Origin of the sequence: Azospirillum melinis (assembly GCF_013340935.1) — a bacterium.
Classification (GTDB): domain Bacteria; phylum Pseudomonadota; class Alphaproteobacteria; order Azospirillales; family Azospirillaceae; genus Azospirillum; species Azospirillum melinis.
Genome location: NZ_WHOS01000074.1, coordinates 1 through 13,295, shown reverse-complemented (window position 1 = coordinate 13,295; position 13,295 = coordinate 1). Strand labels below are relative to the sequence as shown.

Here is a 13,295-nt window from a genome sequence, read left to right as displayed (position 1 = left end):
ATTGCCTATGCGGAAAGGAGTGTTTTCATTGGATGCATCACTCTTAGCATCATCCGACAAGCAGGCAAACCAAGAAATGCAGGTGAAGGACAGCAAAAATCGTGGCGCAAGTTGTTATGTATTTTACGCAAAGGCGGTAACCCAAATTCGCGGATGCGGCGGCAAAGGGTAGAGCCGTCCGCAGGGGGCGTGAAGCGCTGTCTCGACTTTAAAAACCTTCGTGAAACGCCGCTGTGCTGAGTCAAAGGTGAGTCAAGCGGTGCTCTCCGGCACCGGGTTAAGGGCTTGTTCGTCATCGCCGTCGGTAGGCTGGACCAAGTCCCACTCCCTCCAGACCGGAGCCGCCGATGCCGTTCTTTCCGTCTCCTGCCCGTGACCGTTCCACCGGACGCTGGCCGACCCGGTCGCTCCTGGACAATGCGCTGGCTGTCGCGGCGGTGGCGCTTCTGCTGGTCGGCCTGTCGGGCGAGGTGCGCGGTGCGCTGGCCGGCCTGATGGTCGAGGTGGAAGGCACCTGGACCATCGTCCCGATGCACTGAACACGCGTGCGGCTTCTCCGTTTCCCCTCTGCCCGCTAGACTCCGGGGGCAATGATGAGGAGACGGCCCGATGAAGGGCGGCGTTTGGCGCGTGGTGATGCTGGGACTGGCCGTGACGGCGGCCGCGCTGGTGTTTCTGGGCGTGGAGATCACGCAGCTGGCGGCGGACGACCGAACCGCCTTCACCCGCGGTCTGGCGATCTGCGGGCTCGGACTTTTGTCGGTGTGGTTCGTCTTCTCGCGACTGTCGCGCCATTTCCGCGACCTCGACCGCCTGTCCGACAGGTTGTCGGGCGCCCGCAACAGGGTCGATCTCGAACCGATGTCCGGCGAACTGGCGCGCTTGGCCGAGGCGGTCAATCTGGCCCGCGGCGGCGAGCGCGGGTTGGGTGAGGGGCCGCTGGGCAGCGGGCGCATCGACCGGGCCTTGCGGGCGGCTCTGGCCCTGTCCGACGATCCCTTGCTGATTCTCGACGAGCAGGGGCGGGTGGAGCAGTTGAACCCTGCCGCGGCCCGCCTGCTGGGTGTGGAGGAGGGTGCCGACATCGGCAAGTCGCTGCTCCGTGACGATCTGGCCCGCGCCATGGAGCGGGCGCGCGGCGGCGGTGCTCCTGTCACCGCCGTGCTGCGCCGGACGGAAGACGGCGAGCTGTCGGCGCGGGTGGCCGATCTGGGGCTCAGCGCCGGTGTTCTGCTGTCTTTCCCCGCCCGCGGCATGGCCCACGCGGCCGGCCTCAGCGGCAAGCGCACGCTCAGCCTGCGCCCGGCCCAGCCCGCCACCCCGCTTGGCGACGAGGAGCCGTTGGCCGCCCTGCCGTTCGTTGCGCTTTGGGTGGCGACGGCGGGGGTGGAGGCTGACGGCGGTCCGGTGATCGCGGTCGGCACCGTCCGGCTGGTCGGGTCGCGCATCTTTCCGACCGTGTCGCTCGCCCTGCTGATCGACCCCATCGAACCGGTACCGGCCGAGGCGGCGGCCCGTCATGGCATCGGCACCGCCATGGTGGCGGGCGAACGCCCCTTCGCCGCGGTGTGGCCGGCGATCCAGGAGGCGCTGCACAACTGCATCGCCGTCGGGATCGGCATCGACTCGGCGATTGCGGCGCTGGCGCGGTCGGCAGCCCTGGCCGGCATCGCCGAACCGGCGCTGCCGCCGACGCTCGATCTTGGCGCGTTGGCGGCAGCGCTGGACCCTGCCCTGGCCGGTGCTTCGCCCGACCGTTTGGCGGAGGCCTTCGCCTTGCCCCGCCACCCACGCAACGGTCCCCAGGGCGAGGCGCGGGCCCAGGCCGAGCTTGCCGTCGCGCTGCTGTCCCGCCTGACGGAACGCGGAGTCGTCAGCCAGGGGCAGGCGCGGGCGCTGATCGCCGGCGGCGACGCGCAGCTGTCGCCGGCACATCCTCCGCCAGTCTGAACCCGCTCATCGACAGCCGGGTCTCCGGGCGCAGGTAATGGCGCGTCCACGGGCCGGCATGGTCGAAGGGGGTGAGGCAGCTGCCGCCGCGCAGCACCATGCGGTTGCTGGCGAGCCGGCCGTTGACCGCCTCGTCCAGAGCCGTCTTGTCCCCGGCGTGAGGGTGGCGGTAGCCGGGATATGTCGTGAAGGCGTCGGCGGTCCATTCCCACACGTCGCCGCACATCTGCCAGGGGCCGGTCCCGTGGCAGGTGCCGGCGCGGGGATGGCGATGGCCGGTGCCCAACAGGTTGCCCATGCTGTCGCAGGCGGCGGCGACCGCTTCCCATTCTGCCTCCCGCGGCAGGCGCTTGCCGGCCCAGCGGGCATAGGCATCGGCCTCGTACCAGCTGATATGGCAGACCGGCTCGTCGGCATCGAGCGGTTGCATGCCATAGAGGGTGAAGACCTGCCAGGGGCTGCCCGACTCGGAATCGCCGCGCTGCCAGTAGAGCGGGGCGCTCCAGCCTTCGGCCTTTGCGATCTCCCAGCCGTCGGACAGCCAGAGGGAGCGGTCGCCGTAACCGCCCGCCTCTATGAAGGCGAGGTAGTCGCCGCAGGTCACCGGGCGGGCAGCCAGCCGGTAGGGCTCCAGCCAGACGCGGTGGCGCGGGCTCTCATGGTCGAATCCGGGCAATGGCATCGGCCGGCCGACCTCGACGAGGCCGCCGGGCTGATCCAGCCAGCCATCGGGCGGGGCACCCAGATGCGGGTGGTCGGGCGCCTGCTCGTAGGCCGGACGCAGCGGGTTGCTCCACAGGGCATGCTTGATGTGCAGCAGCATGCGTTCCTGATGGCGCCGCTCGTGGGCGATGGCCATCATCAGCGCTGATTCGGCAGAGTCCCAAAGCCCGTCGTCGATGCCGTCGATCAGATGCAGCACCGCGGCGTTGATCTGGTCGCGATGGCGCATGATCTCGGCCGCTGTCGGGCGCGACAGAACGCGGGTGGGCGCGACGCCGCCATCGCTGTTGGCGGCGAACAGGTCGAGGAAGGCCGGGTCTGCCGCCCGATAGCCGGGGCTGAAGGGAATCAGCACCGCGACCTCGAACAGCCAGCTGGTGTGGGCGAGATGCCATTTCGCCGGTGCGCCGTCCGGAACGGTCTGCACCATCTGGTCTTCCGGCGACAGGGTGGCGACCAGTTCGGCGGTGCGGGAACGCGCCTTCTGGAAGCGGGTGGCGAGGGACTGCCGGCGCTGGGTGAGGGATTGCACGGCGGTCGGACCTGCGCTCAGGATGGGATGTGTGTCGGGCACGGGCGGTCCCTCCGAAATCCGGATCTCTTCGGAGAGTGTCCACCCGGAGCGCCACTTTTGGAATGCATGCATCCGTGGTGGAACGGTCACCGCAAATAGCGGCTGCGACCGGACGCCGCATCTGCAATGGCCGCTAAAAGGCACCGGCGATGCATGGAACCAAAAACGAAAAGGCCGCCCGGAAGGCGGCCTTGTTCACTGGAAGCACAGCTCAGTGTCGGACAAGACTTACTTGATCTTGGCTTCCTTGAACTCGACGTGCTTGCGCGCCACCGGGTCGTACTTGCGGAACGACAGCTTCTCGGTGGTCTTCTTCGGGTTCTTCTTCTTCACGTAGAAGAAACCGGTGTCAGCCGTGCTCACCAGCTTGATGAGGACGGTGTTCTGCTTGGCCATGATCTCGATCCCGACAAAAAATCCGTGCCCCGCCGGCCCGGCGGGGGCGGCGTCGTAGCGGCGGAAAATACCGTCTGACGCCGCAATGTCAAGCCCTATGGGCGGTGAATCTGGCGTCCGACGGCGATTGCCACAGCGACGTCCCCCGAAACAGGTGTCAGCGCTCCGCCACCGTGTTGACCACGGCGGTGGCGACGGCGCGCTGGTACAGCCCCGGCTCGGCCAGCAGACGCATGGCGACCTTCAGGTCCAGTTCCGGCTCGTGCTCCTTCCACGGGCAGGCTTCGCGCAGGGCGCTCAGAGCATGCTCGTCGTCGGCCGCCTTGGACCGCCAGCTCGCCACCTGCGCCGGGCGCAGCCGCCCCTCGCGCAGGTCGGACAGCAGAGCCTCCGGATCGGTCTGGCCGGCCCGGCTGGTGCAGACGGTGGGCTGGACGCCCTGGCGATGCAGGGTATAGCCGGCCGGGGTGTAGATGCGGCTCCAGGTCAGGAACAGCTCGCCGTCGTTGGGAAGGCGGTTGACCGTCTGGACGCTGCCCTTGCCATAGCTGGAGGCACCGACCACCACCGCACGGCCCGAGTCCTGCAGCGCCGCTGCCACCACCTCCGCCGACGAGGCGGAGCGACCGTCGACCAGCACCACCAGCGGCAGCCCGTCGAGCAGGTCGTCGGGGTTGGCGTCGAAGCGCTGGCGGCTTTCGGGGTTGCGTCCTTCGGTGGAGATGATCCGGCCGCGGCGGATGAACAGGTCGGCGACCGCGACCGCCTGATCCAGCAGACCGCCCGGATTGCCGCGCAGGTCAAGAACCATGCCTTGCAGCGTCGGCCCTGCCGCCTGACGGATGGAGGTCACCGCCGACCGCAGGCTGGAGGCCGTGGTGGCGTTGAAGCGGTCGAGCTTGACGATGCCGACGTCGCCGGACAGCGAATAGGTGACGGTGTTCGGCACCACCCGCTCGCGGCGCAGCGGCAGCCGGCGGGGGGCGCCATTGTCGCGGGCGACGGTCAGCGTGACCAGCGTGCCGGTGGGGCCGCGCAACCGCTCGCGCATGTCCGCCGCGCTCATCCGTGTCGTCAGGTCGCCATCGATGGCGAGAAGCTGGTCACCGTCGACGATGCCGACGCGCTCGGCCGGGCTGTGCGGCATCACGTCATGCACGATGACGCGACCGTTGGATGTGGTGTCCAGCGATAGGCCGACGCCGCCATACCCCTCGCGCTGGGCGCGTTCGTTGCTGGCGCGCTGGACACCGGTGTAGCGGGAATAGCCGTCCAGATCGGCGGTGACGCCGTCGAACACCACCTGATACAGTCGCTCCGGCGTCGCTTTCGCCAGGGTGGGGGAGTAGACGCGGGCGCGGTCGATGATGCGGGTGGTCAGAACCGCCCAGCCGGCGGCGTCGCCATCGGCCGCAGCACCGTACTCCGCCGCCAGGGCGCCCGACACGTACAGGCGTACGGTGCTGCCGGCATGCTCCACCGTCACCGACGGGTCGAGCGCGGTCAGTCCTTTCAACCCGTCCATTCCCAGGCGGTTGAAGGACACCGGCTCCAGATAGACCTCGGCGATCTTGGCGAAGCCGACGGAGAAAACCTGTTCGGTCACCGGCTGCGGCGCGGTGTTCGCTGCCTGCGGAGTTCCGGCGAGAGCGGTGGTGGCGAGAAGGGCTGCGGCGGAAAATTGGAAGGCCAGATGACGGAGCGGGCGGCTGAAGCGGCGCGCCACACCTGAAATCAGGGCGCCCGATAGGGCGGAGATCCGAAAAGACGGCACGTGGGACGGTGCATTCTGGTCGCACACGCCGTGATCGCACACGTTGTGATCGAACTGGGCCATGGGGCGAACCGCGGCCTCCCTTTCCTGCAGCCGGACCGGAGGAGGATGTTCCCGATCCCGGATGGGTGATAGATACACCTTCGTTCAGGAGGGCGGGCGGGACAAAATTGCGGGCCGCACCACAATGTTGCGGAATGTCCAACCCTGTGTCGCCAAGGCCACGCTTGTATGGCGCCGGTACCCTGAAACCGTGACCTGCCCACGAGTCGCCTTCCGGCCGGCCTCCTGGCCCAAGCGTTGCCATTCTGCAACGGGTCTGGGGTGACCCTTCCGTCAGGCCTCAGTTGGCCAGCCGGAAAAGCGTACTGCCGCTGACCGGATCGGCCTCCACCAGCACCACCTTGACCGGGCTGCCGAGGCGGTACGTTCGCCCCGTACGCTGTCCCACCAGGGCGTGCGCGGCCTCGTCATGGTCGTAGCGGTCGTCGGGCAGGCTGCTGGCCGGAACCAGCCCGTCGGCGCCGCTCTCGTCCAGCCGCACGAACAGCCCGAAGCGGCTGACGCCGGAGATTCGGCCGCTGAAACGTTCCCCGATGCGGTCGGCCAGGAAGGCGGCGGTGTAGCGGTCCACCGCGTCGCGTTCGGCGGTGGCGGCGCGGCGTTCGGTGCCGGACAGATGGTCCCCGATCTCCTCCAGCCGGCCCAGCGTCTCGTCGTCCAGCCCGCCGACGCCCAGCCCCAGCGTGCGGATCAGGGCGCGGTGGACGATCAGGTCGGCATAGCGGCGGATCGGCGAGGTGAAATGGGCGTAGCGGTGCAGCGCCAGCCCGAAATGGCCGATGTTGTCCGGGCTGTAGGCGGCCTGGGCCTGGGCGCGCAGGACCACCTCGCTGACCAGCGAAGCGTGCGATGTCCCCTCCACCTTACGCAGGATGCGGGTGAAGTGGTCGGGCGTCAGGTCGGCGCTCTTGGTCAGCGGGTGGCCGATCCCGGCCAGAAAGCCGCGCAACGCCTCCATCTTCTCCATCGAGGGCCGGTCGTGGACGCGGAAGAGACCGGGCATGGTGCGCCGCTCCAGCACCTCCGCCGCCGCGACGTTGGCGGCGATCATGAACTCCTCGATCAGTCTATGGCTGTCGTGGCGCTCGCGTCTGGCGATCTCGGCGACCCGACCGCGTTCGTCGATGTGGACGCGGCGCTCGGGCAGGTCCAACTCCAGTGTGCCGCGCTTGGCACGGGCGGCGGCAAGCCGGGCATAGGCGCCGAACAGCGGGGCGATCACGCTGTCGGCGAGTGGCCCCGTCACCTCGTCCGTCCGGCCATCGTGGCAGTCCTGCACCTGCTCATAGGTCAGCCGCGCCGCCGACCGCATCAGCCCGCGCACCAGACGATGGCGGATCAGCACACCGTTGCGGTCGATCCACAGGTGGAAGGCCAGACAGGCGCGGTCCTCCCCCGGCCGCAGCGAACACAGCCCGTTCGACAGTGCCTCCGGCAGCATCGGCACGACGCGGTCGGGGAAATAGACGGAGTTGCCGCGCTCGTAGGCGGTGCGGTCAAGCGCCGATCCAGGGCGCACGTAATAGGAGACGTCGGCGATGGCGACGATCAGGTGCCAGCCGTCCGGATTCTCCGGATCGCCGTCGGCCTCCGCCCACACGGCATCGTCGAAGTCGCGGGCATCGACGCCGTCGATGGTCACCAGCGGGATGTCGCGCAGATCCTCCCGCTGCATTAGTGCGGGGACCGCCGCCAGTTCCGCCTCGCGCAAGGCTGCGTGCGGAAAGACGGTGGGGATGCCGTGGGCATGGATGGCGATCAGGCTGAAGGCGCGCGGCTCGTCGGTGGAGCCCAGCCGCTCGACCACGCGGGCCTGCGGCTGGCCGGCGCGCCCGGCCGGCAGGATGTCGGCGAAGACGAGGTCGCCCGGCTCGGCATCGCCGCGGTTGGGCGGCAGCACCAGGAATTCAGTCTTGTGGCGGCGGTCGGTCGGGTGGATGCGCCCGCCATCGGCGCTCGGCCGGTAGACTCCGAGGATGCGGCCCTCGCGCTCGCCGTCGATGCGGCGGATGACGCGCGCCTCATAAAGACGGTCGTTGATGCGGGCAAGCTTCGCCAGCAGCGTGTCGCCGACCGCCAGCGGCTTGTCCTCTCCCCGCGACTTCTTCTCCGGCAGCAGGAAGATGCGCGGCGGGTTGCCCTCGCCGGTCCAGGTCAGCGGCCGGGCGGAAAGCTCGCCGTCCGCATCGACGCCGGTGACCAGCAGCACGGCAACGGCGGGCAGGGCCTGGGGCGGGGCCATGCGCTTGTTGCGCCCGCGCTCCACCGTACCGTCCGCCTCCAGCTCCCGCAGCAGATCCTTCAGCGTCTCCCGGTCGGCCGATCCGGACAGTTTGAAGGCGCGGGCGATCTCGCGCTTGCCGATGGGCGTGGTGCTGGACCGGATGAAGGCGAGGATGGCGTCCTTGCTGGGGAAATGGCTGTCGGTCACTGGGCGGGGGATCCGTCGGTTCTTGTCGCTGGTATGGCTATATAGGGATCAGTCCACGCCGCTTTCACTCAGCACCAGGGGCCGTCGCCCAGCTGCGGCCGACCATCGCCCGGATGGCGTCGCTGCGCTCCAGCGCCTCGCGGAAGCCGGCCAGCGGGAAGCGGACCTCCGTCTTCTCTCCGGCCGGCGACTGGCCGACGATGGAAACCTCCGGTGCCGGGGCGATCTTCTCCACCATGCGGCGGTTCAGGTCGGGATCGGTCATCGCGCAGGTGTTGGTTTCGAAGCGGAAGGGCTTGCAGGGGGAATCGGGCTTGAACACCGCCCGATCGGCCCAGACGCGGACCAGCCTGTCCAAATCCAGCGATTCGGGGGAAACGCGGAAGCGCAGCCCCTCGCGCCAGCGCTCGGTCGAGCGCAGCCAGATCAGCCGGGCGGTGCGGTCGTTGACGCCGCGGGCGGACAGCTCGCATTCGACCTGCCGTGTGCCGGACCAGAGCTGGCAGTAGAGCTTCCAGCTCTTGAAGCTTTCGTCGAACTCCCGGAACGGCTTGTCGTCCGCCATTGCCGCCGGAGCGGCAGCAATGGCGGCAAAGGCGATGGCGGCCAGCATCGCCAGGGCTGGGATCAGGCGCTGTCCGTGGCGGCGTCTGGGCATCTGGCCGGGCATCGGGCGGTCACTCCCGCCGTTCCGCCCGCCGACGCAGCAGATGGTCGGCCAGGACGCAGGCCATCATCGCCTCGCCCACCGGCACGGCGCGGATGCCGACGCAGGGGTCGTGACGGCCCTTGGTCAGGATGTCGGTGTCGTTGCCGGCGGTGTCCACCGTCTGGCGCGGCGTCAGGATCGAGCTGGTCGGCTTCACCGCGAAGCGGACGACGATGTCCTGCCCGGTGGAGATGCCGCCCAGGATGCCGCCGGCATTGTTGGTCAGGAACTGCGGCTGGCCGTCCGGCCCCATGCGCATCTGGTCGGCGTTGTCCTCGCCGGTCAGTTCGGCGGCGGCGAAGCCGTTGCCGATCTCGACGCCCTTGACCGCGTTGATCGTCATCATCGCGCAGGCGAGGTCGCTGTCGAGCTTGTCATAGAGCGGGTCGCCCAGTCCCACCGGCACGCCGGAGGCCACCAGTTCGACCACCGCGCCGACCGACGAGCCGCTCTTGCGGATGCCGTCGAGATACTCGGCCCATTGGGTGGCGGCGACCGGGTCGGGGCAGAAGAAGGGGTTGTTGTCGATCTCCGCCCAGTCCCAGCGGCTGCGGTCGATCTTGTGCGGGCCGACCTGCACCAGCGCACCGCGCACCTGGATGGCGGACCCCAGCACCTTGCGCGCCACCGCGCCGGCGGCGACCCGGCAGGCGGTTTCCCGCGCCGAGGAGCGGCCGCCGCCGCGGTAATCGCGGATGCCGTATTTCTGCCAGTAGGTGTAGTCGGCATGGCCGGGGCGGAATTTGCCGGCGATGTCGCTGTAGTCCTTGGAACGTTGGTCGGTGTTCTCGATCAGCAGCGAGATGGGCGTGCCGGTCGTCTTGCCTTCGAAAACGCCTGACAGGATCCTCACCTGATCGGGTTCCTGGCGCTGGGTCGTGTAGCGCGACTGGCCGGGCCGGCGCTTGTCCATCCAGGGCTGGATGTCCGTTTCCGCCACGAGGTCGAGCAGCGACGGGCAGCCGTCCACGACGACGCCGATGGCCGGGCCGTGGCTCTCGCCCCAGGTGGTGAAGCGGAAAAGCGTGCCGAAGCTGTTGCCGGCCATGGTGACATCCTCCCGAAACGAACCCGCGCCGATAAATGACGTAGCGTCTATTTGCGCGGATTTCTTGCGGCCTTTCGGCGGCAAGGTCAAGGAAGCGATGCGCTGATTTTTAAGGGAGAGTTTTTAAAAGAGGGAATGGTGCTGCCAGAGAGGATTGAACTCTCGACCTCTCCCTTACCAAGGGAGTGCTCTACCACTGAGCTACGGCAGCGCCAGATGCAGGCGCCTTATAAGAAGATCGGAGGAATGGTGCTGCCAGAGAGGATTGAACTCTCGACCTCTCCCTTACCAAGGGAGTGCTCTACCACTGAGCTACGGCAGCCCCGATAACCGATCATCGCTGGGGCGATGCGTCCGGGTGAGGCGTTCAGGCTTGACCGCCCCCCGAAGTGGCGCGGGTTATGCCACAGGCCTTTTGGGGATGCAAGCGCTTAAAATCACCTTGTCCCTTACTTTTTTTCGCGCCCGGAACGGCTGCCCGGATCAGGCCTGCGTCGCGGCCGGCGGAAGCACCGCTTCGGCGCGGAAATCGGGCACGACGGTGCCGAGGATCGAGAGAACACGCTCGCCATCGCCGGCCCGCGCAGCCGCCTCCAACTCGCCCACGGCGCGGTTGATCAGCGCATAGTCGATCAACCGGGGGGAGGCGAGGAAGACGCCGTCGGCCTCGGTGCGGCTCGGCGCCTCCGCGGCGGTCAGGATTTCCTCGAACAGCTTCTCGCCGGGACGCAGGCCGGTATAGGCGATCTCGATGTCCACGCCGGGGCGGTAGCCGGCCAGCCGGATCATCTGGCGGGCAAGATCGGCGATCTTCACCGGCTCGCCCATGTCCAGCACCAGGATCTTGCCGCGATCCTCCGCCCGGGTGGCGCCGTGGGCTGAGGCCTGCAGCACAAGTTCCACCGCTTCGCGCACCGTCATGAAATAGCGGCGCATGTCGGGATGGGTGACGGTCAGCGGGCCGCCCTTGGCCAACTGGCGGGTGAACAGAGGCACCACCGAGCCCGACGAGCCCAGCACATTGCCGAAGCGCACGGTCATGTAGCGGGTGGCGTGTTCCGTGCCGTCGCGCGGCGGCAGCACGTCCAGCGCCTGGCAATAGGTCTCGGCGAAGCGCTTGGCCGCCCCCATCACGCTGGTCGGGCGGATCGCCTTGTCGGTGGAGATCAGCACCATGGCGAGGCAGCCGGCGGCGCGGGCCGCATCGGCCACGTTGCGGGTGCCGACGACGTTGGTCAGCGTGCCCTCGCACGGGTTGGCCTCCACCAGCGGCACATGCTTCAGCGCCGCGGCGTGGAAGACCAGGGCAGGGCGCTCCTCATGGAATAGACGCATGATGCGGTCGCGGTCGCGCACGTCGGCGATCACCGGACGCGGGTCGAGGTCGGGGAACTTCTCCCGCACCTCCATCTCGATGCTGTAGAGGTTGAACTCCCCGGCATCGAGCAGGATCAGCCGTTCCGGTCCCAGTGCGGCGATCTGGCGGACCAGTTCGCTGCCGATGGTGCCGCCGGCGCCGGTGACGATCACCCGCCGCCCGCCGACCAGTCCGGAAATGGCGCCGCGGTCCAGCACCGCCTGCGGCCGGCCCAGCAGGTCTTCCAGCGCGATGGGTCGCACCTCGATGCCCTTGCCTTCGCCGAGCGCCGACTTGAACTCGGTCAGGCTGGGCAGGCGCGACAGGACCAGCCCCAGCGCCTCCGCCCGGTCGAGCAGGCTGCGCAGGGTCGACCCCTTCAACTCGGCATTGCCCTTGGTGACGATCAGCCGCTGCGGCCGCTCGTGCTTGCGCTCCAGCGTCTGGACCACCTGTTCCAGGTCGTCGGGACCGCCCAGCACCGGCACGCCGCGCACCGCATGGCCGACGCGCCGGCCCTTGTCGTCGAGAATGCCGACCACGCGGTAGGCCGACTGGCCCGGCTGGTCGAGCGAGCGGATGAACAGCTCCGTCGCGTCACCGACGCCCAGCAGCAGCACGGGAATGCGCGGCACGCCCTCCACCGCCTCGGCCCAGCTGAAGCGGCGGTCTTTCATGAAGCGGTAGGCGAAGCGCGGCCCGCCGAGCAGAAGCATCTGCACCAGCCACAGGATCGGCGGCAGCGAGCGCGGCAGCAGTTCGGCTCGCGTCAGCAGGAACATCGCCAGCACGAAGCACAGGACCGCCACCGTGACGGCGCGCACCACCTGCATCAGATCGGGAATGGAGGCGTAGCGCCAGATGCCGCGGTACAGCCCGAACAGCAGGAAAACCGCGGCCGAAACGCCGACTAGCACCGGCAGCGCGATGGTCAGGGCGTCGAAATACAGGCCGAAGGCGGAACCGCCCACCCGCAGATACAGCGCGACGACCAGCGCGACCCCGGTCATCACCAGATCGTGCAGGAAAACCAGGGAGGCCCGTGCGGACGGGATGCGCATGCCGCTAAACCTTGTTCATTCGTTCGGCCGTGGAAACCGGCGGACTGGAGCCGGCCATGGCTGTTCCAGCCCGGAAATCAGCCGCGGGAAGCTTTGAACCATTCCGCGGTGGCGCGCAACCCGGACGCAAGGTCATGGGGCGGGCGCCAGCCGAGCCTTTTGCGGATGGGGCCGTCATCCACCGTCAGCGTGCCGGCCAGCCGGTCGAACACCGCCCGGGTGCCGGTCAGCGCCGCCCCCAGCGCCATCAGCCCGCGCGGCACCGGGACCAGCCGTGCCGGCCGGCCGAGCGCTTCGGCAATAGTGCGCACCAGTTCGGCGGTCGAAACCGGCTCTCCATCCTGGACCAGGAAGGTCCGGCCGGCGGCGTCGGGATGTTCCAGCACCGTCACCACCGCGTCGGCGAGGTTGCCGACATAGATCAGGCTGCGCCGGTTGTGGATGCCGCCGAGCGGCAGCGGCAGGCCGGTCGCCACCAGCTTGACCAGGGCCCGCATGTTGCCGGCCGCACCGGGGCCATAGACCAGCGGCGGCCGGATCACCACCACCTCCATGCCGGTGCGGGCGGAGATCGCCGCCAGCCCGCGTTCCGCCTCCAGCTTCGAGATGCCATAGGGGCTGTGGGGATCGGGTGCCGTCGCCTCGTCCAGCGGGGCGGGCCGGCTTTCATCCACCATCGCCTTGATGCTGCTGAGGAAGACGAAGCGCTTGACCCCGGCGGTGGCCGCCTGCGCCGCCAGCCGGATCGTGCCGGCCGTGTTGACGCGGCGGAACTCCGCCAGCGGGTCGGTGGCCTTGTCGCGCATCACATGGACGCGGGCCGCCATGTGGATCACCGCGTCGATGCCGACCAGCGCCGCGGTCCAGTCGGTGCCGGAGCCGATGTCGCCGACCACCGCCGGTTCCACCACCGCCGGCTCCCATGGCCCATCCTGCGGGTTGCGCAGGGCGGCACGCACCGTGTGCCCGTGGGCGGCCAGAAGCGGGATGGTGTGGCGGCCGACGAAGCCGGTGGCGCCGGTCAGGAGAACGCGCATGGGAAGGACGGTCCGGGCTGGATTCGGTTGGTGCAGTCAAGCATGCCTTAGGGTCCGGACTCATAACCAGTAGGCGACGGTTGCGGCGATGTGGACGGCGGCCATGAAGTTGGTGGCGGAGCGGTCATAGCGGGTGGCAATGCGCCGGAAGTCCTTGAGGCGTCCAAACATA

The 13,295-nt window shown here is 68.8% G+C and carries 10 protein-coding genes, 2 tRNA genes and 1 pseudogene; 2 read left to right on the top strand and 11 right to left on the bottom strand.

The window, feature by feature from the left end; genetic code table 11:
* Positions 1–347 precede the first annotated feature (347 nt).
* Together GBZ48_RS31735 and GBZ48_RS31730 are read left to right on the top strand one after the other, a co-directional pair.
* Entirely contained in the window at positions 348–539 is a 192-nt protein-coding gene (locus GBZ48_RS31735) for a hypothetical protein (RefSeq protein WP_174474657.1), read from the top strand.
* Between the two features lie 70 nt (positions 540–609).
* Positions 610–1,950 carry a PAS domain-containing protein gene (locus GBZ48_RS31730; protein ID WP_174474656.1) on the top strand — a complete coding sequence of 447 codons (1,341 nt, stop codon included), beginning with the start codon at positions 610–612 and terminating at the stop codon, positions 1,948–1,950.
* On the opposite strand, the gene egtB is transcribed toward GBZ48_RS31730, so the two are convergent.
* From egtB to GBZ48_RS31675, 11 genes and pseudogenes are all read right to left on the bottom strand, one after another.
* A complete protein-coding gene (gene egtB, locus GBZ48_RS31725; protein WP_343049747.1) occupies positions 1,874–3,247 on the bottom strand; it encodes an ergothioneine biosynthesis protein EgtB in 1,374 nt (457 codons plus the stop codon). The genes GBZ48_RS31730 and egtB overlap by 77 nt on opposite strands.
* Positions 3,248–3,475: 228 nt before the next feature.
* Positions 3,476–3,643, bottom strand: a complete 168-nt coding sequence (rpmG, locus tag GBZ48_RS31720) for a 50S ribosomal protein L33 (protein WP_012974790.1) — start codon at positions 3,641–3,643, stop codon at positions 3,476–3,478.
* Positions 3,644–3,800: 157 nt separating this feature from the next.
* The gene (locus GBZ48_RS31715; protein WP_343049746.1) at positions 3,801–5,369 is read right to left on the bottom strand and encodes a S41 family peptidase; all 1,569 of its coding nucleotides are present in this window, start codon (positions 5,367–5,369) and stop codon (positions 3,801–3,803) included.
* Positions 5,370–5,760: 391 nt separating this feature from the next.
* Positions 5,761–7,911 carry a ribonuclease R gene (gene rnr / locus GBZ48_RS31710; RefSeq protein WP_174474654.1) on the bottom strand — a complete coding sequence of 717 codons (2,151 nt, stop codon included), beginning with the start codon at positions 7,909–7,911 and terminating at the stop codon, positions 5,761–5,763.
* Between the two features lie 64 nt (positions 7,912–7,975).
* Positions 7,976–8,581 (bottom strand): invasion associated locus B family protein, encoded by a 606-nt coding sequence (locus tag GBZ48_RS31705; protein ID WP_246307593.1) that lies wholly within the window; start codon positions 8,579–8,581, stop codon positions 7,976–7,978.
* Positions 8,582–8,588: 7 nt separating this feature from the next.
* Complete coding sequence (aroC, locus tag GBZ48_RS31700) at positions 8,589–9,668, bottom strand: chorismate synthase (RefSeq protein ID WP_174474653.1); 1,080 nt, start codon at positions 9,666–9,668, stop codon at positions 8,589–8,591.
* A 136-nt stretch (positions 9,669–9,804) separates the two neighbouring features.
* Positions 9,805–9,879, bottom strand: a tRNA-Thr gene (locus GBZ48_RS31695).
* Between the two features lie 36 nt (positions 9,880–9,915).
* Positions 9,916–9,990: transfer RNA gene (locus GBZ48_RS31690), tRNA-Thr, on the bottom strand.
* Positions 9,991–10,151: 161 nt separating this feature from the next.
* Positions 10,152–12,086: a polysaccharide biosynthesis protein gene (locus GBZ48_RS31685; protein ID WP_174474652.1), complete on the bottom strand. Its 1,935-nt coding sequence runs from the start codon at positions 12,084–12,086 to the stop codon at positions 10,152–10,154.
* 77 nt (positions 12,087–12,163) lie between these two features.
* Positions 12,164–13,123, bottom strand: coding sequence for a UDP-glucose 4-epimerase family protein (locus tag GBZ48_RS31680; RefSeq protein WP_174474651.1), 960 nt, complete (start codon positions 13,121–13,123; stop codon positions 12,164–12,166).
* A gap of 60 nt (positions 13,124–13,183) precedes the next feature.
* Positions 13,184–13,295, bottom strand: a pseudogene (locus GBZ48_RS31675) (IS5/IS1182 family transposase); the annotation flags it as partial.

What these genes read in the sequence shown, in the direction of transcription:
- aroC (WP_174474653.1), bottom strand. Translation starts at nt 9,668, where the DNA reads ATGGCCGGCAACAGCTTCGGCACGCTTTTCCGCTTCACCACCTGGGGC.
- GBZ48_RS31705 (WP_246307593.1), bottom strand. Translation starts at nt 8,581, where the DNA reads ATGCCCGGCCAGATGCCCAGACGCCGCCACGGACAGCGCCTGATCCCA.
- GBZ48_RS31735 (WP_174474657.1), top strand. Translation starts at nt 348, where the DNA reads ATGCCGTTCTTTCCGTCTCCTGCCCGTGACCGTTCCACCGGACGCTGG.
- GBZ48_RS31730 (WP_174474656.1), top strand. Translation starts at nt 610, where the DNA reads ATGAAGGGCGGCGTTTGGCGCGTGGTGATGCTGGGACTGGCCGTGACG.
- rpmG (WP_012974790.1), bottom strand. Translation starts at nt 3,643, where the DNA reads ATGGCCAAGCAGAACACCGTCCTCATCAAGCTGGTGAGCACGGCTGAC.
- GBZ48_RS31680 (WP_174474651.1), bottom strand. Translation starts at nt 13,123, where the DNA reads ATGCGCGTTCTCCTGACCGGCGCCACCGGCTTCGTCGGCCGCCACACC.
- GBZ48_RS31685 (WP_174474652.1), bottom strand. Translation starts at nt 12,086, where the DNA reads ATGCGCATCCCGTCCGCACGGGCCTCCCTGGTTTTCCTGCACGATCTG.